The following is a 26,593-nucleotide window of genomic DNA, read 5'->3' on the forward strand; positions in this document are numbered from 1 at the left end:
AGCGGTTGGGATTGATCTCTTTTTCCTTCTGCGCTAAATTTAGAATAATTCTAAAATTGAGGATCCTCGTCATGTTTCGCTCCCTGTTTTCCACGCCCAAGCGCCGTTTGGACAGTCTTTCTGAGCAGGAAGTGCTTGCACTGGCGATATCGTCTGAAGAGGACGACGCCCGGATTTACCTTGCCTATGCTGATCGCCTCAAAGCTCAATATCCCGCATCGGCCAAGGTGTTTGAGGATATGGCCGAGGTCGAGCACAGCCACCGCAATATGCTGATTGATATGCATAAGCGCCGCTTTGGAGATCGTATCCCTTTGATCCGCCGCGAGCATGTGAAGGGCTTTATGGAGCGCAAACCTGACTGGTTGCAGGCGCAGCTCAGCGTCGATCAGGTTCGTGAAGAGGCCGAAAGCATGGAGCGCTCGGCCTATAACTTCTATGTCGCCGCCCAAAAGCAGGTATCTGACACCGACACCCGCAAATTGCTGGGTGATCTGGCCATGGCAGAGCAGGGCCATGAAGATGTTGCCCAAATGCTGGGCGAAAAGCATCGCCCAGAGGATGTTCAGGCCCATGAGAAGGAAACGGCCCGGCGTCAATTTGTTCTCACCTATGTGCAGCCGGGCCTTGCAGGCTTGATGGATGGCTCGGTCTCAACCCTTGCGCCGATCTTTGCCGCCGCTTTTGCCACCGGCGATACCTGGCAGACATTTCTGGTCGGCCTGTCTGCATCGGTTGGTGCAGGTATTTCCATGGGCTTTACCGAGGCGTCGCACGATGATGGCAAGATTTCCGGCCGCGGCTCGCCCATCAAACGCGGTCTGGCCTGTGGCATCATGACCGCTTTGGGTGGTCTGGGCCATGCGCTTCCCTATCTCATTCCACATTTCTGGACGGCCACGATTACGGCGGGCGTGATTGTATTTTTCGAGCTGTGGGCTATTGCCTTCATCCAGAACAAATACATGGAAACCCCCTTCTTCCGGGCAGCCTTGCAGGTGGTTGTGGGCGGTGCGCTGGTGCTGGCCGCTGGCATCCTGATCGGAAATGGTTGATTGACGCACAAAAAAGCCCGGATGGTGTGTCCGGGCTTTTACTTTGCTATTGGACTTTATTACTTCAAGGCGGCTACCGGGATGTCCTTGCCGCTCTCAATCGTCACCCAGCGTCCCGTGTCAAAGCTCGCCTGACGTTTCAGGTAGGTGTAGGGTGTGGCATTCCAAGGCTTTACCTCGTCCACCAGATTGTCGAGAATGTAATCGCCAACCGATGTGCGCACGGTCAGCACAGCGTGGCCTTCGCCATCGGGCTTGCGCACAACCGTGATCAAAAGATCCGATTCAGAAAAACCGGCCTGCAAGAGCTTGCGACGCTTGAGCAAGACGAAGTCTTCGCAATCGCCAGCGTCAACCGGATATTCCCACCATTCTTCGCGACCATAGACTTCCATGTCGGTCATCGGGGTAATGGTCTTGTTAACCTCAAGATTCACCTCGCGAATAACATCCCAGCCATGATCGGTGACCTGACGGGCCGGGCCGGGCTTGCTGCGCACCTGACATTCAGCTTTGTAGCGAAGGCAGAACTCATAATGACCAATCGGCTGCGAGGTGATGCTGCCGGTAACCATGGATGTCGCAGAAAATGCCCCCGCATAAGCGGGCGCATTTGCCAACAACAACAGGGGCAATGCCATAATGGCAGCCAATCTGGTGATCCTGATAGTCATTATCCGATCCTTGAATTCTTAACAAAGAGTTAAGATTACTCACGGCTCGGAGTCAATCGTTGCAGGATGGCCGGGCGAATCAATCGAGTGTTATGGTTAAAATCTGTTAATGAGTGTGGAAATTATGTCTCATTCTCCGCCGTTGATCAGGTTCTGAAGAGCCTGGCGCATACGCAGAATATCCTCGGGCCGCGACAGGCGGTGGTCGCCATCGCGCACCAGCGTGAGAACAACATCATCGCTCGGCAGATGCTCCATCAGCTTCAGCGCGTGCTGGTAGGGTACATCCGGATCTGCCATGCCTTGCAAAATGTGAACCGGGCAGCCGGTTTGAACAATACCATTCATGACCCGGTTCAGACGCCCGTCTTCAAGCAAGGCGCGGGTGTAGATGTTGGGGTCTGGGCTATATTCCGATTTTTCTTCGAAATAGCCTTTTTCTGTCAACTGGCTGCGCTGATCGTCGGTCAAATGCGGCTCAATCAATTCACTGGTAAAATCGGGAGCAGGGGCAATGAGGACCATGCCAGCCACCTCAGGGCCGCTTTGGCTTTTGGCCACTTCCTGCGCCAGTCTAAGCGCAATCCAGCCGCCCATGGATGAGCCGACCAGAAGGACGCGCCGGGGCGCAAGATGGGCAAGGACGGCCTGCGCTTCTTCCAGCCAGCGCGAGATGGTGCCGTCGCGAAATTCGCCGCCGGAGGCACCATGACCGGAATAATCAAAGCGGATGGCACCTGCGCCAAGGGTGGCCGCCAGCGCGTCCATTTCTATCGCCTTGGTGCCTGTCATGTCGGAGCGGTAGCCACCGAGCCAGACAAGCGTCGGAAGCTGTTCTTGGGTTGCGCGCCTGTTTAAAATTGCAATAGACCGTGCCGCTTGCCCTTGGCCAACGGTGATGGTTTCAGCGTCAACTGCCTGTGTCTTATCTGTCATATTGCTCTCCAAATGGTCTTTCCAGGCTATAAAACAGATTCTTCCTCTCATGACAGCAGGTGATTTTTTTTAAAATATCTGTTATTGAGGCTCGAAAGGCGCTTAAAGCACAGCTCAGCCTTGCCAGCCGGGCTTTTCAGGCCTATCTGAACATCCGAAACCATTTGGGAGAATACGACCATTCGCAGACCGTTCAAAGCCGATGCCCCCGTTAAGGACGGGCCGCGCTCAAACCGTGAAATCCGGGTTCCACGGGTACAGTTGATTAATGAAGAAGGCCAGAACCTTGGTTCTATTCCGACCGATGAGGCGCTCCGCATGGCGGAAGAGGCCGGTCTGGATCTGGTGGAAATTTCGCCGAACGCTGAGCCACCGGTTTGCAAGATCCTTGATCTGGGCAAGCTGAAATACGCCAACCAGAAGAAGGCGGCGGAAGCGCGCAAGAAGCAGAAGATCGTTGAAGTTAAAGAAATCAAGATGCGTCCGAACATCGACACCCATGACTATGAGGTGAAGATGAAGGCCATGAGCCGCTTCTTTGAAGAAGGCGACAAGGTCAAGGTAACGCTGAAGTTCCGCGGGCGCGAAATGGCCCACCAGGAACTCGGTATGAAGCTTCTGATGCAGGTCAAGGAAGATACCGGCACCATTGCAAAGGTGGAAGCCGAGCCTAAGCTTGAAGGCCGCCAGATGATGATGGTTCTGGCTCCGCGCTAAGCATCACCGATGGAAAGCTGATACATAGGGCGCAGTCATTGCGCCCTTTTTGCCGTTTGTCTGCCGCATCAGTCTTTGAAGCATCGGCGCTACGGCATAATTCCTTAAATCGGAATCGATTTAAGGTGAAAATTATGCAGCAGATTTACAGCGTCATTCGTGCGCCATATATGGCCACAGTACACGACGCATAGGTTTTACCGTATAGCTCACCCCCCTCTGCCCTGCCGGGCATCTCCCCCACAAGGAGGGAGATCGACAAAAAGCAACCCTATTGCTCAACAGCATACGTCCTATGTGTCGGAAATCACAGGTTCATTGTTAAAAACCAGCGCGAGCGCCTATCCGATCTCCCTCCTTGTGGGGGAGATGGCTGGCAAGCCAGAGGGGGGTAAACGGCACATAAAGGCCTTTGTGTCGGGTACTATGGCGTTTTATAAAACGCACGGCGCTGTATTGCTGACAAAATGCTGACACGGGCGTCAGTGCGATATCAGTACGGTTGTTGTAATTTCATCTTCGACAGGACGGAGCACCCCTACGTCCCCACAACGTACCGTCCTGTTCTCTACTCTTACTGCCATAACAATCGGGCTGCCATAACGTTTGGGCTCATGATTAGGCCTGATACCTTGCAAGATAGCTTGATAGCCCAATGAAACATCGAAACATCGTGTGTCTGATAGGATGCGCGATGTTTCATGTTTTCAACTCTGCGGCTTCTGGCGTGAAGTCTTTGGTGATTTCTGTCGAAACAGGGGAGTCGATTTTGTTTCCAGCTCTTGCGAATGGGGTGCTACATTCGCCTCTCGTTACAGCGCCTCTCACCATAGATAGTGCACGAAGGACGCTGTAACAGTTTTAACGTACTGCATCGTTTTCTCCTTAAATCCACTCCGATTTAAGGAGAAAACGATGCAGTAACCAATCAAATGCCGACTGGTATCCTGCATGATGCAATTTCATCGCAAAGAACAGCCATTGAAAAGCGTAAGGTCGCCATCGGCCTATACGCCTCTGATGGCTGTGCGTTCTGCCGGGTTGATCTTGGCCCAAGCGATGATGTTTTCCGTTCTTTTGTTCTGCCCTGCCCACGCCGAAAGACCGGATGGACATGGCGGCGGGCGGCATGGCGAAGCGGGTGGCCCCAGAGGTGCAGATGGACCCAGAGGTTTCGATGGACCTCGAGGTTCAGATGGGCCGAAGGGTTCTGAGGGCAGGAACTTTTCGCACGGGCCGGATGAGCGCGGCGCACATGATCAGCATCAGGGTCGTGGCAAAAGAGGCTTCCGCAGCCACTGGAATGAAGAGGGCTTTTTCGACAATGACAGGTCCGACCTTGATCACCAGCGCGCTCTTGCAGGCGTCAAAAGTGGGCGCTATCGATCCTTGAAGCAGATTATCCGCATGGTCGGTATTGCGCCATCATCGCGCATTGTCGGCATGGATTTGCGCAGTCGCGACGGCATCGATGTCTACTCCATTGTGGTGCGCGATGCGGCGGGACATGTGGAGCGAATGACCGTTAAAGCCGAAACCGGCGAAAGAATTGACTAGAGTCTGTCAGGTTCAAATTGAACCAGACAGACTCTCGATTCCCTTGTTTTCGTTTGTCTATTCGGGAAAACCGGATTCCACTTTTCCCTAAGAAACTCTAAAACCTTCGAGTGCATTGATTGAAAAAAGAAATGGCTTTTGCTCTGATCTTGTAAAAACACTGTGCCGACCTGACAAAACTTGATTCTCTTTCGACTGAGGTGACCGTTGCGAATTCTGCTGGCTGAGGATGACCGGAGCATTGGGGCGCATGTGGCAGAGGTTCTGCGCTCTGAGGGCTATGATCTGTCGATCTTGACGGACGGCCCGGATGTGCTGGAGGCTGGCGAGTATGGTGATTTTTCTGCGATTATTCTGGATCTGGGGCTGCCCGGTCTGGATGGTCTGTCGATTTTACGCCGTTGGCGCAAGAAAAACATCAATACGCCTGTGCTGGTGCTGACGGCCCGCAGTTCATGGATGGAGCGGGTGGATGGATTTGACGCAGGCGCGGATGATTATCTGCCCAAGCCGTTTCGCACAGAAGAGCTTTTGGCGCGCCTGCGCGCCCTGTTGCGGCGCGCAGGTGTGCAAACACAGGCTGTTCGCTCTGGTGGGCGCTTTCAGGTGGATGATGCGGCACGCTCTGTCACCTTTGACGGTGCCGCGCTGGATGTCAGCCCGCTTGAGTTCCGCTTGATCCATCTTCTCGTGCAAAACAAGGGGCGGGTGTTTTCGGCTTACGAGATTGCCTCGCAAATTCAGGGGCGGGATGATGACGCATCCAAGAACGCCGTTGAAGCCATGGTGGCACGGATTCGCAAAAAAACGGATACGAGCGCCATCGAGACCCGCCGTGGCTTTGGCTATTTTGTGCCGGATGAGGGTTGATGTTTAAATCCCTGCGGCTGCGGCTGGCCATTGCGTCTGTGGTGGCAATTGGCGTTTCTCTGTTCCTTCTTTGGTTTGCGGTTGGTTTTCTCTTCATCGATTATGTCGGCCAGCAATATCATTCCGAGATGAGCGCCATCACCGATACGGTCACGGCGCGGTTGAGTGTTAAAAACGGTCGGTTGGAAATGCGCTCGCCGCCTTCTGATCCGCGTTTTGCATCGCCCAGCGGTGGGCGCTATTGGCAGGTGCAGACGCCGGATGGTCGGGTGATGCGATCGCGCTCGCTGTGGGATGTTGAACTTCCCAAGGGTGATATGGCGCTCAAGCCCCCCTTTGGTTTTGGCCGTGTCGAAGGTCCGGGCGGTGTGATCCTTTTGGTGCAGCGGAGCGCGCTGGAGATCACCGATCAGGGTGTGAATTATCCCTTTGTCGTCGCTGTTGCCTTTCCGGCAGAGGAATTGATTGGCCCGCTTGATGAGCACCGCGCCCGCTCGCAGCTGGTGATGTTGATGGGGGCTGGCCTGCTGCTGCTGGCAGCGTTCTTGCAGGCTCTGGTGGTTTTACGGCCATTCAAGCGCTTGCGTTTGCAGGTGGCCGATGTGCGCACCGGCAAGCTGCGCCAGCTTGATACTGCCGTGCCGGGCGAGGTCATGCCGCTGGTGGAAGAGATCAATCTGCTGTTGGGCGAGCGTGAAACCGCCATCGAGAAAGCCCGCGCCCGCGCCAGCGATCTGGCACATGGGCTCAAAACACCGCTCACGGTGCTCTCGCAACTGGTCAACTATCTGCCTGTGGAGCACCGCGACGAGGCCTTTGCCCAGATTGATCTTGTGCGCCAGCGAGCAGACCGGCAATTGCAGGCGGCGCGCCTCGGCGTCGAGCAGATGCTGGCAACCGATCTTGAGAGTCTGATTGGCAAGCTGGTTAAGGTGCTTGATCCTGTGGCGCGCACTAAAAATATCGGCTGGCAGGTTGAGGTTGAGCCGGGATTGTCTGTGGAGGCCGATGCTGCGGATTTGGCAGAAGCTTTGGGCAATATTCTCGACAACGCGGTCAAATGGGCCTCTGCTGTCATCCATATCAAGGCAGGCCGTCACGATGACCGTGTGGTGATAGTGGTGAGCGATGACGGGCCGGGTGTGCCTGTTGCTGATCGCGAGAAGGTTCTGCGTCGGGGTGAATTTCTTGACACCGAACAGGGTGGTTCGGGTCTGGGGCTGGCAATCTGCTCTGATATCATGGCAGCCTATGACGGCAGCGTTGCGCTGGAGACCAGCGATCTGGGCGGGTTGTGCGTGCGGCTTGAGCTTCCGCAAACAGGCGGACGCCGCGTGCCGCCACACCCGGTTTGAGCGCAGACGACTCTTTTGTGCCGTTTCAAACGAATCCCGTTGCACTTTTATGGATGTCCGGTTATAAGCCGCCGTCCGAACGGTCCGGCAGGGCATGCCGTGGCCGTTCTTTATGCTTGAAAACAGGCCTCGTCTGCCTGTTTCGATACAAGAAAAATGGAGTAGCAAAATGCCCAAGATGAAGACGAAGTCTGCCGCGAAAAAGCGGTTCAAGGTTACGGGCTCTGGCAAGGTATTGGCAGCAGCAGCTGGCAAGCGCCACGGCATGATCAAGCGGTCCAACAAGTTCATCCGCAATGCACGCGGAACGATGGTACTTGCCGAAGCAGACGGCAAGAAGGTCATCAAGAACTACCTGCCAAACGGTCTCTGAGACCCTTTCGCTTTTTGGATCATTTAAGGAGATCATGACATGGCACGCGTAAAACGCGGCGTTACCGCCCACGCAAAGCATAAAAAAGTTCTGAAGGCCGCCAAGGGTTTCTACGGCCGTCGCAAGAACACCATCCGCGCTGCTAAGGCTGCGGTGGATCGTTCCAAGCAGTACGCTTACCGCGACCGTAAGGTCAACAAGCGCAACTTCCGCGCTCTGTGGATTCAGCGTATCAACGCTGCTGTTCGCGAATCTGGCCTGACATACGGCCGCTTCATCGACGGCCTCAACAAGGCTGGCATCGAAGTTGACCGTAAGGTTCTGTCCGACATGGCAATCCATGAGCCAGCAGCGTTCGGCGCTCTGGTTGAAGCCTCCAAGAAGGCTCTGGCTTACCTCAAGGACGCCGGCACAAAGAACGAGTTTGAAAGCGCGGTTAAGTAACCAGCGCGTCCCAAACTGAATTTGGTTATTGGGAAACCCGCGCTGGGTACACTGGCGCGGGTTTTTCATTTTTATTTCAAGTATTGGCGCTAGAGCCGATGGCGGAACATGGGCAGGAAAGACGACAATGTCCGATCTCGAGAGTTTGAAAACATCCCTTCTGGCTGATATCGCGGCGGCCTCCGACGAAGCGGGCATTGAAGCCGTGCGCCTTGCTGCCATGGGCAAGAAAGGCTCGGTCTCCGAGCTTTTGAAAACGCTGGGTTCGATGACGCCGGAAGAGCGCCAGAGCCGCGGCGCTGCCATCAATGCGCTGAAAAACGAGATCACCGAACAGCTCAACACCAAGAAGGCCGAGCTGAAGGACGCCGCCATCAATGCGCGCCTGAAAGCGGAAACGCTGGATGTGTCGCTGCCGGTGCGCTCCTCGCCGGCTGAGCGCGGCCGCATCCACCCGATCAGCCAGATCATTGATGAAATCACCGCCATTTTCGCCGACATGGGCTTTTCCATTGCCGAAGGCCCGGATATTGAAACTGACCACTACAACTTCACGGCGCTGAACTTCCCCGAAGGCCATCCAGCCCGCGAAATGCACGACACGTTCTTCCTGCAACCCGATGCCAATGGCGAGCGCAAAGTGCTGCGCACCCATACATCGCCGGTGCAGGTGCGCACCATGGAAGCGCAAAAGCCACCGATCCGTATTGTTATTCCGGGCAAGACCTACCGGCAGGATTCGGATGCCACCCATTCGCCGATGTTCCACCAGGTCGAAGGTCTGGTGATCGACAAGACCGCCAACGTTGGCCACCTGCGCTGGGTTCTGGAAGAATTCTGCAAGACCTTCTTCGAAGTCGATAGCGTCACCATGCGCTTTCGCCCATCCTTCTTCCCGTTCACGGAACCATCGTTCGAGGTGGACATTCAGTGCGACCGCTCCTCGGGCCCAATCGTCAAATTCGGCGAAGGCAAGGACTGGATGGAAATCCTCGGTTGCGGCATGGTCCACCCCAATGTGCTGCGCGCCGGTGGCCTCGACCCCGATGAATACCAGGGCTTTGCCTGGGGTATGGGCCTCGACCGCATCGCCATGCTGAAATACGGCATGCCCGACCTGCGTGACTTCTTCAATGCCGACGTCCGCTGGATGAGCCACTACGGTTTTCGTCCGCTGGATGTACCGACATTGTTTGGTGGTCTTTCGGTATGATGGGATTACCAGAGCCATACCAGAACGCTGTCACCTTTGCATTTGGCGATTCGCCTGCATTGGCAGACGGTCTTTTGGCTTTGGTGCTTGCCGGAAAGAAGACAGCAACCTGCGCAGCCGTAACGGCTTTTAGCCCGGATGGTGAGCCTTTCCCGGTGGTTGGTCGCCGGGATGTTGTTTTGGATGGCAAGGGCCGCCCGGCAGCCGTGATTGAGACTGTCGAAGTCACAATCCGGCGTTTTGATGAGGTGGATGCTGCATTCGCCCACGATGAAGGCGAGGATGATCAATCATTAGAATCCTGGCGGGTTCAACATGAGATCTATTTCCGTCGCAATGGCGGGTTTACGCCAGAAATGGAACTGGTTTGCGAGCGGTTTCGCCTCGTGGACGTGTTAGAGCGAGATCAGGGCTGAGGCCCAGTGCGGAAGAAGAGATTGCTAAGATGAAATTCACACTCTCCTGGTTGAAAGACCATCTGGACACCGATGCCACGCTGGATCAGGTCTGCGAGCGCTTGACCGCAATTGGCCTTGAAGTTGAGGATGTTGATGACAAGGCGGCCTATAAGCCGTTTGTGATTGCCAAGATTCTGAGCGCCGAAAAGCATCCGTCTGCCGATCGTCTGAAAGTTCTCTCGGTTGATGCTGGCGACGGTAAGCCGGTTCAGGTCGTTTGCGGCGCGCCGAATGCGCGGGCGGGCCTGATTGGCGCGTTTGGCCGTCCGGGCATGTATGTGCCGGGTCTGGATGTGACGCTGGCGGTGGGCAATATTCGTGGCATCGAGAGCCATGGCATGATGTGTTCTGAAAAAGAACTCAACATGTCTGACAATCACGATGGCATTATCGATCTGCCCGAAGATGCGCCGATTGGCACCTCTTTCGCGGCTTACGCCGGCATTGATGATCCGGTGATCGAGATCAATCTCACCCCCAACCGTCCCGATTGCACCAGCATCTTCGGCATTGCCCGTGATCTGGCCGCTTCTGGCCTTGGCACGTTGAAGCAGCCAAAAGCGCCAAGCTTTGCGGTGGAAGGCGAGACGACGCTTGAGGTCAAGCTGGAGCTGGATGATGCCAAGCTGTGCCCCGGCTTTGCCTATCGCCTTGTGCGTGGTGTTAAAAATGGCCCAAGCCCGGTCTGGATGCAAAAGCGCCTGATTGCCATTGGCCTTCGTCCGATCTCGGCATTGGTGGATGTGACCAATTACATGACCTTCGATCAGGGCCGCCCGATGCATGTCTTCGATGCGGACAAGGTGAAGGGTGCGCTCACCGTGCGCCGTGCCAAGGATGGCGAGGAAATTCTTGCCCTTGATACCCGCACCTATAAGCTGACACCCAACACCGTGGTGATTGCCGATGACAATGGCGTTGAATCCATCGGCGGGATCATGGGCGGCGAGCATTCCGGCTGCGATGAAAACACCACCAATGTGCTGATCGAATCGGCTCTTTGGGATCCGATCAACATTGCCAAATCGGGCCGTTCGCTCGGTATCATCACTGACGCCCGCTATCGGTTTGAGCGCGGCATTGACCCGGAATATATGGTTCCCGGCCTTGAGCGCACCACGGAACTGGTGCTGGAGATGTGCGGTGGGAAAGCTGCCGCCTCCAAGGTGGTTGGCTATCAGGGCCACACCAAGAAGGTGGTTGATTTCCCGCTCGCAGAAGTCAAGCGCCTCACTGGCCTCAATGTCTCCACTGACGAATCCCGCTCCATCCTCACCGGCCTTGGCTTTGATGTGTCGGGCGAGGGTGACGTGGTCAAGGTGGCTGTGCCATCATGGCGGCCAGATGTGGACGGCAAGGCCGATCTGGTGGAAGAGGTCATGCGTATGCATGGCGTGGATAAGATCACGCCAGAGCCGCTGCCATCCATGGGTTCGGTGAACGGCAAAATCCTCACCACCTTGCAGATCCGCACCCGCACAGCCAGACGCGCGCTGGCCAGCCGTGGTATGCTGGAAGCGGTGACATGGTCGTTCATCTCGGCAGAACAGGCCGCCCTGTTTGGCGGTGGCAAGTCCGCGCTGAAGCTGGTCAACCCAATTGCCGCTGATATGTCCGATATGCGCCCATCGCTGCTGCCGGGCCTGCTCACCGCTGCCCAGCGCAATGCCGACCGTGGCTTTGGTGATGTGGCGATTTTCGAAGTCTCCGGCACTTATGAAGGTGACACGCCGGAAGGCCAGCGCCGCGTGGCTGGCGGCGTGCGCCGTGGTACGGCATCGCTTGCCGGTGCTGGTCGCATGTGGTCCAACGCCACCAAGGGCGGCGGCAAGCCGGTGGATGTCTATGACGCCAAGGCCGATGCGCTGGCCGTGCTGGAAGCCTGCGGCCTGCCGATGGGCAATGTGCAGATCGAACAGGGTGGGCCGGAATGGTACCATCCGGGTCGCTCCGGCACCATCAAGATGGGGCCAAAGGTTGTGCTTGGCTATTTTGGTGAGTTCCACCCCAAGACGCTGGCAGCATTAGATGTTTCCGGGGCGCTCTGCGGCTTTGAAATCTATCTCGATGCCATGCAGGAGCCGAAGAAGAAGGCCACTCGCACCAAGCCTGCTTTGGATCTCTCGCCCTTGCAGATGGTGAAGCGTGATTTTGCCTTTGTGGTTGAAAAGCAGGTCGAGGCGGGCGCGATCATCAAGGCCGCCACCAGCGCCGACCGCAAGCTGATCACCGGCGTTAACGTGTTTGACGTGTTTGAAGGTGCCAGCGTTGGCGAAGGCAAGAAATCGGTTGCCATTGAAGTGCTGATCCAGCCATCGGACAAGACCCTGACCGATGAGGATTTTGACGCATTGACCAAGAAGATCGTCGGCAATGTGGAAAAAACCACCGGCGGTGCCTTGCGGGCGTAAATGATCAACGTTTCGTCACCCTCGGGCTTGTCCCGAGGGTCTGCTGCCGGTTATTGTCTGATTTTGTTGAATTTTTATCCGACGTGGGTAGATGCTCGGCACAGGGCCGAGCATGACGACGCAGGTAACTGTGGCCGACTATTTCAGGCCTGTTTGGTTTGGGCTGGCAACACCGCCGGTGTGCCCCGCCGCAACGAGGGCGCAAACATCACAAGATTGCCCAGCAGTGTCAGCGTCAGCCCAATCATGGCCATTGGTGTCCACTGATAGCCCTCATACAGGGTGGACAGTGTCAGCGCCACCACGGGAAACAGCACGGTCATATAAGCGGCTTTGGCCGAGCCGATGCGCGACACCGCCATCAGATAGGTGGTAAAACCCACCACCGAGCCAAACACAGCCAAATACAGCATGGCAGAAATATAGCGCGCATCCGGCGGTGTCACGATGGGTGTGCCCGTAATACCAATCAGCACCAGCAGAAACAGTGCGCCATAGCCCATGCCCCAGGCATTGGCGGTAACAGGCGAAATACCAGCCGCACTGTTGCGCCGCGACACCATATTGCCGAGTGAGAAAAACAGCGTGCCAAGGGCAGCCAATCCCAAACCTTTCCAGCTATGGGCATCGAATTTGCCCAGAATATCCGGCCCAAACAGCAGCAAAAGCCCGGTTACGCCAATGGCCCCGGCCACAAAGGTGCGTGGCTTGACGCGCTCACCAAAGAAAATCCGCGCATTGATGGCATTATAAATGGTCGCCAGCGAAAAAATCACCGAGATCAGACCGGAATGCACATAGCTGGAGGCCGTGTAAAAGCAGATGAAATTGCAGCTGAACAAACACAGCGCCTGCGCCACAATGAAAGGCTGATGTTTCAGGGCCGGGCGCTTGAGCTTGCCCATCAGTGAGAGCGCCACCAGCATGATAATCCCCGCCGTGGCAAAGCGATAAAACACCGACACCAGCACCGGCACAGGGCCAACCTGCATGGTGATGGCAATCCAGGTGGTGCCCCAGATCAAAACGGTAGACGCAAAAAGCAGAATATTGATCATAGAATCCTCGCATGTCTGCCCGCGAGTTAGGCCTGAATGACGCAAGGCTTCTTGCAGATTCTTGCGGTGAAATGCATTGCCGAATTGGCACCGCAAAGGAGGTCATCCAACAACAAAGGCCCCTCCCCAACCCTCCCCACAAGGGGGAGGGGGTCTGTCACGTTCGCTGTAAGTAATTGTTTTAAAATTATAAATAGTTAATCCTCGCAAGGCTGACGCTGTTCTCGACCTGCTCCCTCCCCCTTGTGGGGAGGGTTGGGGAGGGGTTTTCACACGCGATAAATCCTCTCAAGTTTTGGTAAGCGCCGATACAATTTTCTAAAATGGCGCTAAGATGAACGCCTGTTTTCAGGATACACCCATGTCGATTGCGCAGTTTTCCGTCTTCAGCTCTCTTAAAGAATCGCCCTGCGCGCAAAATCTGGCGTCGCTAAACCTCGGCTTTGGCCAATCCGCCGCCATCTGGAGCAATGCCAATGATAGGGTGCGCTATGCGCGACCCGACGGCCACACCATCAGCCTCTATCTTGAGGGCGGCACGGGCACGCGCCGCGTGGATGGCGCGGCCAAAAACGGCTGGCCGGGCGCACTGTGCGTGATGCCACAGGGAGCCTCATCGGAATGGGAAATCACCGAATCCTTCCGGTTTGTGCATCTTTATGTGCAAGATCAGGAATTGCGCCGGGCCTATACCGAAACCTTTGATCAGGATTGCCGCCTGATGGTCATGCCCGAAGTGACCTTTGACAATGCCCCGGCCTTGGAACGCTCCTTGCGAGGGCTGGCATGTGCCGTGCAAAACGGCGATAGCCTGGCCGCCGAACAGGCCACCGCCACCGCTCTCACCCACCTGTTTGTCCACCCCCGCTATGGCGGTGCTTCAAACATCACCATCAAGGGCGGGCTTTCCCCTTTGCTGCGCAACAGGCTGATTGATTATATCGAAAATCACCTACACCTGCCCATCACCCTGCAAACTCTGGCCGATATCGCAGGCCTCAGCCCCTTTCACCTGCAACGCATGTTCCTCCTTAGCTGCGGCCTCTCCCCCGCCGACTGGCTCCTGCGCCGCCGCCTCGCAAAAGCCAAAACGCTGCTGGCCAGCCAAGACCCCATCGCCCAAATCGCCTCAGCCTGCGGCTTTAGCAGCCAAAGCCATATGACGCGGGTGTTTAAGGAAGCAACGGGGTGTACGCCCTCGGTTTATCGGGGGCAGGTGAGGAGTGACACTTAATAGTATGAAGTGATATAAGAAAAATTGGAATACTACTTCATTTAAATCAATAGGTTAATCGCATTATAATGCGTCATAATTAAATTTTGAAAATCGGTCATTTTCTAATTTGAGTTGCTGCCAGTCAAAGTCATAAAGGTCATCATCGGCCCAATCATCTGGAAATTTTATTCTAAAGAAAGAACCTATTGCAGGTTCCATATCGTAGTAGTCATAGCCTGAAACAGCCACCATATCACTGCCCGCAGAAAAATCCTCGGTTCTGAATTGCGAAGAAATGAGCACTAGAAGGCCGCTCACTGACATGATCAGCGTCTCTAAGTTTGCTCTTTTAAAATTTTCATGACGATCATGTTTGCTTGCATTGTAATTTTGATACCAATCTAAGGGGTCATTTGCTTTCCAAGCTTCAAATGGTTTCCAAATTCTTGTTTCACCGTTCCATATTGGAAGCATTACACCATAAGATGAAAGATGGTGTGTCGTATCAATTTTTTTGTAAATATCAATATTAAGTTTTTTTGGATTGGTATTGAAATTATTTTCGTATAATATTGCTTTAAAATTCGCTTCTATTTCGATGCATGTTCGCATCAATAGTTCATGTATTCTGTATGAGTAAGCGTGGATGCTCTCGTTGCTCGGCTCTATATATTCAAATATTTTTTGCAAATCTTTTTGTATAAGAAGGAATGCGCGGACATAATGCGACGATGCTCGGGCATATTCTTTATCTCGTATATAGGCCCAGCTACTATATGAAGCGTTGTTGCCGGGTTTAAAGCCTCTTATCATCCGATGGTATGGCTTGGTAATACTCATGCTCCTGATACCCCATAACGGAAAATTGGCAGATAAAAAATCGACATCTTATTCACCACAGCATAGCGCTTATCTGATTGTATCTTCAATCATTTTCAATGCCGTTACGCATAAAAGAGGTCTTTAAATCCGGCAGGATTTTATCATCCGAGTACTCTTGTTTGATGGGCTTTCTAATTCTTACCGCTTGGCAGAGTGTATGGCGAGAGCTTCCGTCCTCGCCATACGGACTTATGCCCAATTTCACCGCCCCGCCATCTTCGCCATAGCCTCAGGATAACGCCCACCCGCCACCTTGGCCGGTGACAGCAAATCCCCAAGCGCGGTCGCCTCCTCTGGCGTCAGCACAATCTCGGCGGCTGCAACATTCTTTTCCAGATTGGCAATTTTGGTGGTGCCGGGAATGGGGACGATGAAATCGCCTTGGGCCAGCACCCAGGCCAGTGCCAGTTGGGCGGCGGTGGTGTTTTTGGTTTTGGCCATCTCTTCCAGTGCGGTGATCAGGGCCAGATTGGCCTCGAAATTCTCGGCTTGAAAGCGCGGCAGGGCGCGGCGGAAGTCGGTGTCGGACAGGCCATCGAGGTTTTTCAAGGCTCCGGTCAAAGCGCCGCGTCCCAAGGGGCTGAAGGGCACAAAGCCGATACCCAGTTGGCGGCAGGTGGCCAGCACGCCGTTTTCTTCCACGTCGCGGGTCCAGAGCGAATATTCGCTTTGGATTGCGGCAATGGGATGCACCGCATGGGCGCGGCGTAAAGTCTCGGCGCTGGCTTCCGAGAGGCCAAGGGCGCGCACTTTGCCTTGCTTGACCAGATCGGCCATGGCCCCAACCGTGTCTTCAATCGGCACGTTCGGGTCCACCCGGTGCTGGTAAAACAGATCAATCACCTCCACACCCAGCCGCTTCAGCGAGGCTTCGGCCACTTCTTTCACATGTTCCGGGCGGCTGTCGGTGCCGTTCATGGCATTGCGGTCGGTTTTGCTCGTGTCAATCTTGAAGCCGAATTTGGTGGCAATCACCACCTTGTCGCGGTGGGGTTTGAGCGCTTTGCCCACCAGAACCTCGTTGGTAAACGGGCCATAGACTTCGGCAGTGTCAAACAGGGTCACGCCCAGTTCTACCGCGCGATGGATGGTGGCAATCGAGCTTTGCTCGTCGCTTGATGGGCTATAGGCGTGGCTCATGCCCATGCAGCCAAGGCCAAGGGCGGATACGGTGAGGTCGGAGCCGAGTGTGCGGGTTTTCATGGCGGTCCCTTTCTGTGATATTGCGGTCAGACTAATCCGCCGCATTGATCTTGAAAATCGCTGTTATTTTCACAAGCTTGTTCTATAATTTCGATCAATGAACAGAGCGCAGCTTTCACAATTATCGGTTCTGGCCACTGTGGCCGAAACATGCAGCTTTCGTAAGGCAGCGGCAGAATTGGGCATTGCCCCGTCTGCGGTCAGCCATGCGATTTCGGCGCTGGAGGAAAGCCTCGGTGTGCGCCTTCTGGCCCGCACCACCCGCAGCGTTGCTCCCACCGAGGAGGGCCGCCAATTGCTGGCAACGCTTGCACCTGCGCTGGCCGAGATTGATGCGGCGTTAGAGACATTGGCCGAGAGCCGGACGCGTCCGGCGGGGCCGCTTCGCATCACGCTGCCGAGATTAGCGGCCGAACATCTGATCGCGCCGCGTTTAGGGGCTTTTACCCGGCAATTCCCCGAGATCGAGCTGGATCTGATCGCCAACGATAGTTTTGAGGATATTGTCGCGCACGGTTTTGATGCAGGTCTTCGCCTGGGTGAAAATCTGGAAGCCGATATGGTGGCGGTGAAGGCCAGCGGCCCATGGCGGGGCGCGGTGGTGGCCACGCCCGAATACTTCGAGCATTTTTCGGTGCCGCATCATCCGGCTGATCTGATGGCGCATCGCTGCATTCGCAGGCGGTTTGCCAGTGGCAGGATTTATCGCTGGGAGTTTGAAAAGGATGGCAAGCCGCTGGTCGTGGATGTGCGCGGCCCGCTGATCTTGCCCGATGACCGCGCCATTCTGGCTGCCTGTCTGGATGGCGCGGGGCTGGCTTTCGCCTTTGAAAACCGCATTCAGCCGGAATTGTCGGATGGCCGCCTGCTGCGTGTGCTGGAAGATTGGTGCGAGCCGTTCGACGGGTTTTATATTTACTATCCAACCCGTCGTCAGATGCGCCCGGCACTTCGGGCTTTTGTCGACTTCTTTCGTTATCGATCCTGATACTTAGCCGGGCCGTAAGCCTTACGTATTGTCGGCCCCGGCTTCGTTCAAAAGCGTCATTTGCTCTTTCGTCAATGTAAGGTTTCCAGCCTTGATCATGGCCTCCAACTGAGTCAAGCTGGTAGCCGAGGCAATGGGTGCGGTGATGCCCGGCCGGGCCGCAACCCAGGCAATGGCAACGGTTGCCGGTGTGGTTTTTGTCTCTGCTGCGACTGTGTCGAGCGCTTTGAGAATGCGATGGCCTTTGTCATTGAGATAATCACCCACCCGATAGCTGCGGGCCTTGCCTTGCGTGTCTTCGGCCTTGCGGTATTTGCCGCTCAGAAAGCCTGCCGCCAGCGCATAATAGCTGATTACACCAATATCGTTCTTGATGCAAAGATCGGCCAAAGGCCCTTCAAACCGGTCGCGCGTATAGAGATTATACTCCGGCTGAATCACGTCATAGGCTGGCAAACCCGCCTTTGCCGCGGCATCGAACGAGGCCTGAAGCTGGCTTGCGTCAAAATTGGAGCAGCCAATGGCGCGGATTTTGCCCTGTTCTTTCAGCTTGGCATAGGCACCTAATGTTTCCTCATGCGACGTGTCAGGGTCAAAGGTGTGTGACAGATAGAGGTCGATATAATCGGTCTGAAGCCGTTTGAGCGAGTTTTCGACCTCTTCGATAATCCATTTGGCCGAGAGATCAGGCTTGCCTTGCCCCATATCCATGCCGACTTTGGTGACAATAACCACTCTATCGCGTGCTATATTTCTGGCTTTCAACCATTTACCAATCACGGTTTCAGACTCGCCGCCCGAATGGCCATCAATCCAGCGCGAGTAGACATCGGCGGTATCGATTGCGTTGTAACCAGCATCCAAAAAGGCATCGAGCAGTGTGAAGGATGTCTGCTCATCGGCGGTCCAGCCAAAAACATTGCCGCCGAAAACAACGGGGGCGATGGAAAGGCCTGAGCGGCCAAGCTTTCGTTTTTGCATGAGAATTTCTCCCAAAATGCGTGTGAACTGATTGACAAACTAGCGTTCGTATACGGATTGGCAACGGGCCAGCGCTCACATTCGCGCTATACATACAATTGCAGAGGAGCCAGCCTTGCCCTATGTTTGCAACAGCATTTCAGGAGGAAAACATGCTGCGTTTTGGGATTTTATCGACGGCAAAAATTGGCCGTGAATTGGTGATTCCGGCTATTCAGGATGCGGAAAATGCCGTGGTCACCGCCATTGCCAGCCGCGATGCGGATAAAGCCCGCGCCTTGGCTGATCGCTTTTCTGTGCCGCATGCTTTTGGCTCTTATGATGAGATGCTGGCGTCAGACACAATTGATGCGGTTTATATTCCGCTGCCCACCTCGCAGCATGTGGAGTGGACCATCAAGGCGGCCGATGCTGGCAAGCATGTTTTGTGCGAAAAGCCGATTTCCCTGAAGGCCGATGAAATCGACAGCCTGATTGCGGCGCGCGATCGCAACAAGGTGGTGATCTCGGAAGCCTTTATGGTCACCTATGCGCCGGTGTGGCAAAAGGTGCGCGCCTTGCTGCATGAAGGTGCCATTGGCCGCTTGCGCCATGTGCAGGGTGCATTCACCTATTTTAACCGCGATCCCGGCAATATGCGCAACATCGCCAGCCTCGGCGGTGGTGCTTTGCCCGATATTGGCGTCTATCCCACCATCACCACGCGCTTTACCACCGGTGAGGAGCCGTTGCGGGTGCAGGCCGTGACCGAGCGTGACCCGGATTTTGGCACCGACATTTATTCCAGCGTCAAAGCCGATTTCGGCAGCTTTGAAATGAGCTTTTACATCGCCACCCAGATGGCCAATCGCCAAAACATGGTGTTTCACGGCACGGAAGGCTTTATCGAGGTGAAATCGCCGTTCAATGCCGATCTCTGGGGGGCAGAAGAGCTGGAACTGACCAACCAGTCTCACAACCAGTCGCAGATTTTCCGCTTTCCCGGAAGCCGCCAGTATCGCCGCGAAATAGAGACTTTTGCCAAATGCGTGGCAGGCGAGGCGGTTGAGGTGGTGACGCTGGAAAACTCAAAGGCCAATCAGCGCTTTATTGATGCCATTTATCGCGCCAGCGAAAAGGATGGCTGGGAGAAGGTTTAGCCCTTGTTCCCAAACACAAAGCGCGAATAGCCCAGAAAACTGAACACCATTGCGGCCAGTGAGGCCGCAATGAGTGCGATAAACGGGCTTAAGGCCGGAATAGTAAGCAGCAGGCCGGCATAGATGGCATAATTGACCAAAGCCGAGACAATGCCGACCGAGCCATAGCGAAAGCCCTCGGCGATGATCGTGCGGGTTGACGCTCCAAAGGTGAAGGCGCGGTTGAGCATCCATGTGGTGAACATGGCGGTGGCAATGGCAAAAATACGCGCCGTGAAGGCCCCAAGCGGCGTCAGATGCATCAAAAGCCAGAGAACACCGGCATCGACAGCAAAGCCAGCGGTGCCCACCAAAGCAAAGCGGATCAGTTTTTTCATGCGGCGTCGGCTATCCGGTCTGGTTTTGTCTCAACAGGTCCGTCTTTCTGCTCTGGCAGATCGGCGGGGTAGGTTGCCACGGGTTGGCTGATATAATGCAATCTCAGATGCTCAATACGGGCACGGGCGAGAGAGTCAAGGATCAGGCCCGCCGTAAACACCAGCAGGCTTGTCATCAGCAATGTCATGGCCAGAACCCAGGTAGGCAGGCGCGCGACAAGGCCCGTTTCAAAATAACTGAGCAAAACCGGGGTCATGAAACAGGTGCTGGCCAGCAAAAACACAGCGGCAATGCCGCTGAAAAAGGCAAAGGGTCTGGTTTCCTTGGCCAGCATGGCAAACATCCAGAGGATTTTTGCGCCATCTTTCAAGGTGGAGAGTTTGGAGTGCGAGCCTTCTGGCCTGCGGCCATAGTCCAACTCGCGCTCAACCACGGTGAGTTTCAGCCGGGATGCATGCACTGACATTTCCGTTTCAATTTCAAAACCGGCAGACACGGCTGGAAAACTTTTGACAAAACGGCGCGAGAAGGCCCGATAGCCAGAGAAAATATCGGTGAAACCGGGGCCAAACACAAATCGGTAGAGCACGTTGAACACGCGATTGCCCAAGGCATGACCCTGACGGCCAGCGTCTTGCTGCACTCCTCGCCGGGTGCCCACCACCATATCGGCCCGCTCAAGCTGCAACGTATGGATCAGCTCAATCGCATCGTGAGGAGAATAGGTGCCATCGCCATCGGCCATGATGTAGATCTCGGCGTCAATATCAGCAAACATGCGACGCACCACATGGCCCTTGCCTTGTCTGCGCTCGTGCCACACCTCGGCCCCGGCCAGTCTGGCCGCAAGGGCCGTGCCATCGGTGGAGTTGTTGTCAAACACATAGATACGCGCCTGCGGCAGCGCCTGGCGAAAACCGCGCACAACGCTGGCAATGGTGCTTGCCTCATTATAGCAGGGAAGCAGCACGGCCACGTCCCGATAATCTTTGATGCCCATCAACGTTACTCAATACAAACTTGTTCTCGGAACTGGCAGGCGGTCAGTGATAAAGCAACCTATAGGGGTTGAAGCCTTATTTTATGCGCACGATAACACAATGTGCTGTCATGACTTTGGTTTACTCTTTCTTGATAAGGTTAAGGTTAGGTTTCGATTGCGTATAATTCTTCATACTGTGTCTGGCGTGAAGAAAAATTATGCAAATAATATAATATCTTAATGCAGAGCTGTTTCTTGCTCGCCAAAATAGGTCCTGGAGCTGGCTATGGCTGTCGCACCCCCCATACCGGCAATGTCCAAAGCCCGGCCTGCTGCATGGATCATTGCCGCCTATTGCGCCTTGGTGATCGCCATCATTCTGGTGGTGAGATTAAGCTTTGCCCAGGACTATGTCGGTGCCGATAATGATGATGCCATGCGGCTGGTTGAGGTGCGGGATTTTCTGGCCGGGCAAGGCTGGTTTGACATGATGCAATATCGGCTGGGGCTTTTGCCCGGCACGCTGATGCATTGGTCGCGTCTGATCGATTTTCCCATTGCCGTCCTTATTCGCCTTTCCAGTCTGATGTTTCCCACCCAAAAAGCCGAGGCCATCGCGCTGGCCATCTGGCCCTTGTTGTGGGTTGCGCCCGTCATGGCATCGCTGGGGTGTGCAGCACTTAAGCTGGGCGGGCGGGTGGCCCTGCATGTGGCGCTGGGGCTGACCGGGCTTTATCTTTTGACATCCAATCGGTTTTTGCCGGGCTCAATTGACCATCACAATGTGCAGATCGCGCTTATGGCGTTTTTGGCCATGGTCTTGAGTGTTTCCACAGCCTGGCAGGCCTATGCGGCAGCGGGCGTGGCCTGCGCGCTGGCTTTGGCGATTGGCGCAGAAACCACGCCGATTGTTGCCGTTGCCTGTCTGATTGTTGCGGTGAAATGGGGCGTGGTGGGCAAGGCAATGCAGGTGCAGGCCGCCTCTTTTTCACTGGCGCTGGCGCTGTTTGTCAGTCTGTTTTTTGTCGGCACGGTGCCTCCGGCGCACTATGGTGTGGTCACATGCGATAATCTTTCCTTTGGCTATTATGCTTTGACGGCCATGGGCGGAGGTTTGCTGTGTCTGGCATCCGTTGTGGCAAGTCGCTTGAGCTTGTCCTATCGGCTGGCCAGTCTCGCGCTGATTGGTGCGGTTGTTGGCGTGTCCGCTCTCAAGATTGCGCCGCAATGCCTTGGCAATCCGCTGGCCAATCTCGATCCCCTGTTGGTCACGCTCTGGCTGAACAATGTGGGAGAGGCCATGTCCTTTTCCGCCATTGCGCAGCGGGAGCCATCCGAACTTGGGGCTTTTTATGCCGTTGGCTTTTTGGCACTGCTGGTTTGCTGTTGGCGCATCTGGCGAAAAGACAGGGCTGCTGCCCATGCGGTTCTGGCTTTGCTTTTGGCTACAAGCTGGGCCGTTTCGCTCATTCAGGTGCGGGGCAATATGTTTGCCAATATGCTGGCTATTGTGCCGCTTGCCCTGCTGATTGCCGACCTGCGCGAGACGACGCAGCAAAAGCCTTGGAAAATAACTGCGCAACTGGTTTATATAGCCAGCATTCTTTGTTCGGTTCCAGTGCTCTGGGCTGTTGTGGGAGTGTTTGTATCACAGGGGCCGCAGGCCCTTCGGGTAGGAGCAAATACTGCGCTCACCACAACGAAGCAGTGTAAATCGGCACAAGCCTTGGCCCAATTGGCCAGCATGCCCGCCACCACGGTTGCGGCTTCTTCAGAAATTGGTACGGCCATATTGCGGTTTACCCACCACCGGGTTCTCACTGCCCCCTATCATCGCGATCAGGGTGGGATGTTGACCGAATTGCATATCGGCCTTTCAACGCCCAAGGATGCGCAGTCGTTTTTGCATGGTGCAGGGGTGGGAATTGTGGCGTTTTGCCCGTCGGATGCGCAAACAAAGCAATTGATAGAGCTGAAATCCGATGGGCTTTATGCAGCCCTCGCCAAGGGCGCGGTGCCAGACTACCTCGCCCCCTTGCCACCAGATACGCAGTCGGGTTTGCAGTTGTTTTCTGTTCGGTAATCGAAAAAACGTGGTCAATGAGAAGTGGCATCAAGCAGTAGGACCGCTGATGATCAGGCCGGGCGTCGGCTCGTCACCACCATCGCCAGAATAAGGCAATTGATCAGCCCGACTTGATAGCCGATCAAGGCCATCAGCAGATCCATTACGCCAAACGACGTGCCGAGCGCGATCATGACAACGCCGCCCAAAAGCAGCATGGCCGATACCATCACAATGGAAAAGATGCTGCGTATTGCGCCTGTGGCAATGCCAATTGTCATGGCAATCAGGAAAGTCATGTGTTTGATCCCGTAACAGAAACGTATCGTGATTTCCGAAAGTATAACCCTCGAGAGTTAACGATTGTTCCATCGCCCCTTACTTTGTTGCTATGACGTCTGCGTGATCCGGCTTTAAGCCGCCAGCGGAAAAGCCTGCGTGTTGATTTGAGAAGGGGGTGCGTTTTAAACCGTACTCGGATAAATAATCGCCATGGCCAGTTTTTTCAGCGATGATTCGCCCACCAATCTCAGCGAGTTTACCGTTTCGGAGCTTTCCGGATCGATCAAGCGCACCATTGAGACCGCCTTTGATCAGGTGCGGGTGCGCGGGGAAATTTCGGGTTTTCGTGGACAGCATTCCTCCGGCCACGCCTATTTTTCGCTGAAAGATGACAAGTCGCGCATTGATGCGGTGATCTGGAAAGGCTCGTTTTCCAAGCTGAAATATCGGCCGGAAGAGGGCATGGAAGTGATTGCCACCGGGCGCATCACCACCTTTCCCGGCTCCAGCAAATATCAGATCGTCATTGAGCAAATGGAACCGGCCGGTGCCGGTGCCCTGATGGCGCTGATTGAAGAGCGCAAACGCCGCTTTACCGCCGAAGGCCTGTTTGATCCGGCCCGTAAACAGCTTTTGCCCTTCATGCCCAAGGTGATCGGGGTGGTGACCTCACCAACCGGGGCGGTTATCCGCGATATTTTGCACCGGATTTCTGATCGCTTTCCCGTGCATGTGCTGGTCTGGCCGGTCAAGGTGCAAGGCGAAGGCTCTGGTGATGAGGTGGCCAATGCCATCCATGGCTTTAACGCGATGGAGCCGGGTGGCGCTCTTCCAAGGCCCGATGTGCTGATTGTGGCCCGCGGTGGCGGCAGCCTCGAAGACCTGTGGAGTTTCAATGATGAAGCCGTGGTGCGGGCGGCAGCCGCCAGCACCATTCCGCTGATTTCTGCGGTTGGCCATGAAACCGACTGGACCCTGATTGATTATGCTGCCGACGTGCGCGCCCCCACGCCTACGGGTGCAGCCGAAATGGCGGTGCCGGTCAAGGCCGATCTTCAGGCTCAGATTGCCGGATTGTCGGCGCGCCTGTCGAGCGCCATGACCCGCCAGATGGACCATCACCGCCAAAGTGTGCGTGCCCTTGCAAGGGCTCTGCCATCACTGGATCAACTGCTGGCGCTGCCGCGCCGCCGGTTTGATGAGGCGGCAAGCGGCCTGGGGCGGGGGCTGGAGCTGAACACCATGAGCAAGCGGCGGCTGTTTGAGCGCGCCAGCGCCAAGCTGTCACCCGATATGCTGGCCCGTCGATTGATTGAGCGCCGCCAAAAAGTGAGCGAGCGTGCGGCCCTTGCTGATCGAATTGTCGAGCGGCTGATTGAGCGGCACAAAGCCCGCCTTGGTCGGTTTGATGCCACCTTGACCACACTTCCGGCGCGCCTGAAAGCGCAGACAGAGCGCGGGAAGGATCGGCTGGAAAGCCTGAGCCGCCGGGCTGATAGTGCCATTGTTCACGATTTGAAACGGGCGCGTTCAATGGTTTCGGCCCATGATCGCATGTTGCAATCCTTGTCCTACAAGAATGTGCTGATGCGCGGCTATGCCGTGATTCGTGATGAGGACAATCGCCCCCTTTCGCGCGCCAATGCTTTGTCCAATGGTCAGGCCATTGCCATTGAGTTTGCCGATGGACGGGTTTCTGCCGCCGTTGGCACGACAGCCAGTCCGCCACCTCCGCTGGTGCCTGCGCAAAAGCCAGCACCGGCTGCAAAAGCGTCGAAAAAGTCAGAGCCACCAGCAGGGCAGGGCAGTTTGTTCTAGAGTTTGTCCGGGAAAAGCGGACCACGGTTTTTCTGATCAGACAAACGAAATCAAAAGCCTGCCTTGCCGTTTCAGGGTTCAAACCCAGCTAAAAACTGCCGCAGCAGATCGTCCAGTGCAGCCTGCTGCTCCGGCGGTAGTATCGCGACCAATCTTTGCTGGTTTGCCACATGCTCGGTGACGGCTTTGTCAACCAGCGCAAAGCCCTTGTCCGTCAGTGCAATCAACAGACTGCGCCGGTCTTGTGGATTGGGCAAGCGCTGCACCAACCCCTGTTTTTCCAGTTGATCAATGCGGTTGGTCATGGTGCCTGAGGTGACCATCATTGTCGCCAGCAAATCCGAGGGCGGAAGCTGGTAAGGGCTGCCCGCCCGTCGCAACGTGGCCAGCACATCAAAACTCGAGCTGTTGAGACCATGGGATTGCAGAACGGCCTCGACATTGCGTGCTAAATGCTCGCGCAATCGGCCAAGCCTGCCCAAAAGGCCCATAGGGGTCACATCAAGGTCTGGCCGCTCATTCTGCCACTGGGCCAAAATTTGATCCACGGCATCCGGTGTCTGTTTTTTTTCCATAGGCCAGCGATAGCAGAAACTATCTTGATTTCAAGATAAATAGTGGTAGGGATAATTATCTTGAAATCGAGATAATGAACATGAAGATAAATATCACCTCTGTTTGGCCCATCGCCGTCACCGCCCTGGCTCCCGCCATTTGGGGCAGTACCTATATTGTCACCACCAACCTGTTGCCGCAGGGATATCCGCTGCATGCGGCCATGCTGCGCGCCCTGCCGGCGGGCATTCTTCTTTTGCTGCTGGTGCGTCAGTTTCCCAAGGGCCTATGGGCTTTGCGGGTTTTCGTGCTCGGTGGGCTGAATTTCACACTGTTTTGGGCCATGCTGTTTGTGTCGGCCTATCGGCTGCCGGGTGGGGTGGCTGCAACGGTCGGCGCGGTTCAGCCGCTCATTGTCATTGCTCTTGCCAGGCTGGTGCTCGGCACGCCGATCCGTCTGGCCGTGATCCTTGCGGCCTGCATCGGGCTTGCGGGTGTGGCACTGCTGGTGCTGACGCCAAAGGCAGCCCTTGACCCGGTGGGAATTGCGGCCGGGTTGGCGGGGGCTGTGTCCATGGCCGCAGGCACGGTTTTAACGCGCCATTGGCGTCCGCCAGTGTCCAACCTGACCTTTACGGCCTGGCAATTAACCGCAGGTGGCTTGCTTCTGGTGCCATTGGCCTTGATGCTCGAGCCTGCTTTGCCAACATTGACGCCGCTGAATTATCTCGGCTTTGCCTATCTCGGCGTGATCGGTGCGGCCTTTACCTATCTTCTTTGGTTCTGGGGCATTGCGCGGATTGAGCCAGCGGCTGTTGCCGCCCTGGGCTTTCTCAGTCCTTTGGTTGCCACCCTGCTGGGCTGGGCCTTGTTGGGGCAAAGCCTGTCTCTGTTGCAAGGCATTGGCTTCATTGCGGTGTTGGTCAGCGTCTTTATCGCCCAGCGGCGGGCAAGTGCTGCTGTAAAATAAATCGGCAATGGGA

General features: G+C 55.5%; 26 protein-coding genes. 16 read left to right on the forward strand and 10 right to left on the reverse strand.

Going from position 1 to position 26,593, the window contains the following annotated elements:
• The first annotated feature begins 71 nt into the window (after positions 1–71).
• A complete protein-coding gene (gene mbfA, locus E6C51_RS13580; RefSeq protein WP_146932582.1) occupies positions 72–1,055 on the forward strand; it encodes an iron exporter MbfA in 984 nt (327 codons plus the stop codon).
• Positions 1,056–1,114: 59 nt separating this feature from the next.
• On the opposite strand, the gene E6C51_RS13585 is transcribed toward mbfA, so the two are convergent.
• Both E6C51_RS13585 and E6C51_RS13590 read right to left on the reverse strand, forming a co-directional pair.
• Entirely contained in the window at positions 1,115–1,732 is a 618-nt protein-coding gene (locus E6C51_RS13585; RefSeq protein WP_407920811.1) for a transglutaminase-like cysteine peptidase, read from the reverse strand.
• Positions 1,733–1,858: 126 nt separating this feature from the next.
• Positions 1,859–2,665 carry an alpha/beta hydrolase gene (locus E6C51_RS13590; RefSeq protein ID WP_190236365.1) on the reverse strand — a complete coding sequence of 269 codons (807 nt, stop codon included), beginning with the start codon at positions 2,663–2,665 and terminating at the stop codon, positions 1,859–1,861.
• A 180-nt stretch (positions 2,666–2,845) separates the two neighbouring features.
• Here E6C51_RS13590 and infC point away from each other — a divergent pair, with 180 nt between their 5' ends.
• The 9 genes from infC to pheT all read left to right on the forward strand — a co-directional run bounded on the left by infC (position 2,846) and on the right by pheT (position 12,063).
• Positions 2,846–3,382, forward strand: coding sequence for a translation initiation factor IF-3 (infC, locus tag E6C51_RS13595; protein WP_139317449.1), 537 nt, complete (start codon positions 2,846–2,848; stop codon positions 3,380–3,382).
• Positions 3,383–4,333: 951 nt separating this feature from the next.
• Positions 4,334–4,939 (forward strand): collagen-like domain-containing protein, encoded by a 606-nt coding sequence (locus E6C51_RS13600; RefSeq protein WP_190236366.1) that lies wholly within the window; start codon positions 4,334–4,336, stop codon positions 4,937–4,939.
• A gap of 207 nt (positions 4,940–5,146) precedes the next feature.
• Entirely contained in the window at positions 5,147–5,809 is a 663-nt protein-coding gene (locus tag E6C51_RS13605; protein WP_190236367.1) for a response regulator transcription factor, read from the forward strand.
• Positions 5,809–7,164: an ATP-binding protein gene (locus E6C51_RS13610; RefSeq protein ID WP_190236368.1), complete on the forward strand. Its 1,356-nt coding sequence runs from the start codon at positions 5,809–5,811 to the stop codon at positions 7,162–7,164. Before E6C51_RS13605 ends, E6C51_RS13610 begins: the two co-directional genes overlap by 1 nt.
• A 169-nt stretch (positions 7,165–7,333) precedes the next feature.
• Positions 7,334–7,537: a 50S ribosomal protein L35 gene (gene rpmI, locus E6C51_RS13615; protein WP_146932570.1), complete on the forward strand. Its 204-nt coding sequence runs from the start codon at positions 7,334–7,336 to the stop codon at positions 7,535–7,537.
• A 39-nt stretch (positions 7,538–7,576) separates the two neighbouring features.
• Entirely contained in the window at positions 7,577–7,981 is a 405-nt protein-coding gene (rplT, locus tag E6C51_RS13620) for a 50S ribosomal protein L20 (RefSeq protein WP_146932568.1), read from the forward strand.
• A gap of 127 nt (positions 7,982–8,108) precedes the next feature.
• On the forward strand, positions 8,109–9,194 hold the full coding sequence (gene pheS / locus E6C51_RS13625; RefSeq protein WP_190236369.1) for a phenylalanine--tRNA ligase subunit alpha: 1,086 nt from the start codon (positions 8,109–8,111) through the stop codon (positions 9,192–9,194).
• Positions 9,191–9,610: an ASCH domain-containing protein gene (locus tag E6C51_RS13630; protein WP_190236370.1), complete on the forward strand. Its 420-nt coding sequence runs from the start codon at positions 9,191–9,193 to the stop codon at positions 9,608–9,610. The genes pheS and E6C51_RS13630 overlap by 4 nt, the downstream gene beginning before the upstream one ends.
• A 29-nt stretch (positions 9,611–9,639) precedes the next feature.
• Positions 9,640–12,063, forward strand: coding sequence for a phenylalanine--tRNA ligase subunit beta (pheT, locus tag E6C51_RS13635; RefSeq protein WP_190236371.1), 2,424 nt, complete (start codon positions 9,640–9,642; stop codon positions 12,061–12,063).
• A gap of 143 nt (positions 12,064–12,206) precedes the next feature.
• Here pheT and E6C51_RS13640 read toward each other — a convergent pair whose 3' ends face one another.
• The gene (locus E6C51_RS13640) at positions 12,207–13,121 is read right to left on the reverse strand and encodes a DMT family transporter (RefSeq protein ID WP_190236372.1); all 915 of its coding nucleotides are present in this window, start codon (positions 13,119–13,121) and stop codon (positions 12,207–12,209) included.
• 484 nt (positions 13,122–13,605) lie between these two features.
• On the opposite strand from E6C51_RS13640, the gene E6C51_RS13645 reads away from it, so the two are divergent.
• Positions 13,606–14,355, forward strand: a complete 750-nt coding sequence (locus E6C51_RS13645; RefSeq protein WP_190236450.1) for a helix-turn-helix domain-containing protein — start codon at positions 13,606–13,608, stop codon at positions 14,353–14,355.
• Positions 14,356–14,418: 63 nt separating this feature from the next.
• Here the strand turns inward: E6C51_RS13645 and E6C51_RS13650 are convergent, their stop codons facing one another.
• Both E6C51_RS13650 and E6C51_RS13655 read right to left on the reverse strand, forming a co-directional pair.
• On the reverse strand, positions 14,419–15,177 hold the full coding sequence (locus tag E6C51_RS13650; RefSeq protein WP_190236373.1) for a hypothetical protein: 759 nt from the start codon (positions 15,175–15,177) through the stop codon (positions 14,419–14,421).
• Between the two features lie 243 nt (positions 15,178–15,420).
• The gene (locus E6C51_RS13655) at positions 15,421–16,422 is read right to left on the reverse strand and encodes an aldo/keto reductase (protein ID WP_190236374.1); all 1,002 of its coding nucleotides are present in this window, start codon (positions 16,420–16,422) and stop codon (positions 15,421–15,423) included.
• A gap of 97 nt (positions 16,423–16,519) precedes the next feature.
• Here E6C51_RS13655 and E6C51_RS13660 point away from each other — a divergent pair, with 97 nt between their 5' ends.
• Positions 16,520–17,410 (forward strand): LysR family transcriptional regulator, encoded by an 891-nt coding sequence (locus E6C51_RS13660; protein ID WP_190236375.1) that lies wholly within the window; start codon positions 16,520–16,522, stop codon positions 17,408–17,410.
• A 21-nt stretch (positions 17,411–17,431) separates the two neighbouring features.
• Here E6C51_RS13660 and E6C51_RS13665 read toward each other — a convergent pair whose 3' ends face one another.
• Positions 17,432–18,391, reverse strand: a complete 960-nt coding sequence (locus E6C51_RS13665) for an aldo/keto reductase (protein ID WP_190236376.1) — start codon at positions 18,389–18,391, stop codon at positions 17,432–17,434.
• Positions 18,392–18,543: 152 nt separating this feature from the next.
• Here E6C51_RS13665 and E6C51_RS13670 point away from each other — a divergent pair, with 152 nt between their 5' ends.
• Positions 18,544–19,530 carry a Gfo/Idh/MocA family protein gene (locus E6C51_RS13670; protein WP_190236377.1) on the forward strand — a complete coding sequence of 329 codons (987 nt, stop codon included), beginning with the start codon at positions 18,544–18,546 and terminating at the stop codon, positions 19,528–19,530.
• Here the strand turns inward: E6C51_RS13670 and E6C51_RS13675 are convergent.
• Both E6C51_RS13675 and E6C51_RS13680 read right to left on the reverse strand, forming a co-directional pair.
• Positions 19,527–19,907 carry a GtrA family protein gene (locus E6C51_RS13675; protein WP_146932546.1) on the reverse strand — a complete coding sequence of 127 codons (381 nt, stop codon included), beginning with the start codon at positions 19,905–19,907 and terminating at the stop codon, positions 19,527–19,529. The genes E6C51_RS13670 and E6C51_RS13675 overlap by 4 nt on opposite strands.
• On the reverse strand, positions 19,904–20,908 hold the full coding sequence (locus E6C51_RS13680; protein ID WP_190236378.1) for a glycosyltransferase: 1,005 nt from the start codon (positions 20,906–20,908) through the stop codon (positions 19,904–19,906). Before E6C51_RS13680 ends, E6C51_RS13675 begins: the two co-directional genes overlap by 4 nt.
• A 268-nt stretch (positions 20,909–21,176) precedes the next feature.
• Between E6C51_RS13680 and E6C51_RS13685 the strand changes: the two genes are divergently transcribed.
• Positions 21,177–22,973: a hypothetical protein gene (locus E6C51_RS13685; protein WP_230987303.1), complete on the forward strand. Its 1,797-nt coding sequence runs from the start codon at positions 21,177–21,179 to the stop codon at positions 22,971–22,973.
• Between the two features lie 53 nt (positions 22,974–23,026).
• Here the strand turns inward: E6C51_RS13685 and E6C51_RS13690 are convergent, their stop codons facing one another.
• A complete protein-coding gene (locus E6C51_RS13690) occupies positions 23,027–23,254 on the reverse strand; it encodes a hypothetical protein (protein WP_146932542.1) in 228 nt (75 codons plus the stop codon).
• Positions 23,255–23,447: 193 nt separating this feature from the next.
• Here E6C51_RS13690 and xseA point away from each other — a divergent pair, with 193 nt between their 5' ends.
• Positions 23,448–25,055, forward strand: a complete 1,608-nt coding sequence (gene xseA, locus E6C51_RS13695) for an exodeoxyribonuclease VII large subunit (protein WP_190236379.1) — start codon at positions 23,448–23,450, stop codon at positions 25,053–25,055.
• A gap of 71 nt (positions 25,056–25,126) precedes the next feature.
• On the opposite strand, the gene E6C51_RS13700 is transcribed toward xseA, so the two are convergent.
• Positions 25,127–25,630: a MarR family winged helix-turn-helix transcriptional regulator gene (locus tag E6C51_RS13700; RefSeq protein ID WP_190236380.1), complete on the reverse strand. Its 504-nt coding sequence runs from the start codon at positions 25,628–25,630 to the stop codon at positions 25,127–25,129.
• An 80-nt stretch (positions 25,631–25,710) separates the two neighbouring features.
• Here E6C51_RS13700 and E6C51_RS13705 point away from each other — a divergent pair, with 80 nt between their 5' ends.
• On the forward strand, positions 25,711–26,580 hold the full coding sequence (locus tag E6C51_RS13705; RefSeq protein ID WP_190236381.1) for an EamA family transporter: 870 nt from the start codon (positions 25,711–25,713) through the stop codon (positions 26,578–26,580).
• Positions 26,581–26,593: the final 13 nt, after the last annotated feature.

Source organism: Gillisella terrae (assembly GCF_004801395.1).
GTDB lineage: Bacteria > Pseudomonadota > Alphaproteobacteria > Rhizobiales > Rhizobiaceae > Allorhizobium > Allorhizobium terrae.

Bases quoted from the DNA above. Each gene is read 5' to 3' on its own strand.
- mbfA (WP_146932582.1), top strand. From the start codon at position 72: ATGTTTCGCTCCCTGTTTTCCACGCCCAAGCGCCGTTTGGACAGTCTT.
- E6C51_RS13590 (WP_190236365.1), bottom strand. From the start codon at position 2,665: ATGACAGATAAGACACAGGCAGTTGACGCTGAAACCATCACCGTTGGC.
- E6C51_RS13600 (WP_190236366.1), top strand. From the start codon at position 4,334: ATGATGCAATTTCATCGCAAAGAACAGCCATTGAAAAGCGTAAGGTCG.
- E6C51_RS13610 (WP_190236368.1), top strand. From the start codon at position 5,809: ATGTTTAAATCCCTGCGGCTGCGGCTGGCCATTGCGTCTGTGGTGGCA.
- rpmI (WP_146932570.1), top strand. From the start codon at position 7,334: ATGCCCAAGATGAAGACGAAGTCTGCCGCGAAAAAGCGGTTCAAGGTT.
- rplT (WP_146932568.1), top strand. From the start codon at position 7,577: ATGGCACGCGTAAAACGCGGCGTTACCGCCCACGCAAAGCATAAAAAA.
- pheS (WP_190236369.1), top strand. From the start codon at position 8,109: ATGTCCGATCTCGAGAGTTTGAAAACATCCCTTCTGGCTGATATCGCG.
- E6C51_RS13630 (WP_190236370.1), top strand. From the start codon at position 9,191: ATGATGGGATTACCAGAGCCATACCAGAACGCTGTCACCTTTGCATTT.
- pheT (WP_190236371.1), top strand. From the start codon at position 9,640: ATGAAATTCACACTCTCCTGGTTGAAAGACCATCTGGACACCGATGCC.
- E6C51_RS13640 (WP_190236372.1), bottom strand. From the start codon at position 13,121: ATGATCAATATTCTGCTTTTTGCGTCTACCGTTTTGATCTGGGGCACC.
- E6C51_RS13650 (WP_190236373.1), bottom strand. From the start codon at position 15,177: ATGAGTATTACCAAGCCATACCATCGGATGATAAGAGGCTTTAAACCC.
- E6C51_RS13655 (WP_190236374.1), bottom strand. From the start codon at position 16,422: ATGAAAACCCGCACACTCGGCTCCGACCTCACCGTATCCGCCCTTGGC.
- E6C51_RS13660 (WP_190236375.1), top strand. From the start codon at position 16,520: ATGAACAGAGCGCAGCTTTCACAATTATCGGTTCTGGCCACTGTGGCC.
- E6C51_RS13665 (WP_190236376.1), bottom strand. From the start codon at position 18,391: ATGCAAAAACGAAAGCTTGGCCGCTCAGGCCTTTCCATCGCCCCCGTT.
- E6C51_RS13670 (WP_190236377.1), top strand. From the start codon at position 18,544: ATGCTGCGTTTTGGGATTTTATCGACGGCAAAAATTGGCCGTGAATTG.
- E6C51_RS13675 (WP_146932546.1), bottom strand. From the start codon at position 19,907: ATGAAAAAACTGATCCGCTTTGCTTTGGTGGGCACCGCTGGCTTTGCT.
- E6C51_RS13680 (WP_190236378.1), bottom strand. From the start codon at position 20,908: ATGGGCATCAAAGATTATCGGGACGTGGCCGTGCTGCTTCCCTGCTAT.
- E6C51_RS13685 (WP_230987303.1), top strand. From the start codon at position 21,177: ATGGCTGTCGCACCCCCCATACCGGCAATGTCCAAAGCCCGGCCTGCT.
- E6C51_RS13690 (WP_146932542.1), bottom strand. From the start codon at position 23,254: ATGACTTTCCTGATTGCCATGACAATTGGCATTGCCACAGGCGCAATA.
- xseA (WP_190236379.1), top strand. From the start codon at position 23,448: ATGGCCAGTTTTTTCAGCGATGATTCGCCCACCAATCTCAGCGAGTTT.
- E6C51_RS13700 (WP_190236380.1), bottom strand. From the start codon at position 25,630: ATGGAAAAAAAACAGACACCGGATGCCGTGGATCAAATTTTGGCCCAG.
- E6C51_RS13705 (WP_190236381.1), top strand. From the start codon at position 25,711: ATGAAGATAAATATCACCTCTGTTTGGCCCATCGCCGTCACCGCCCTG.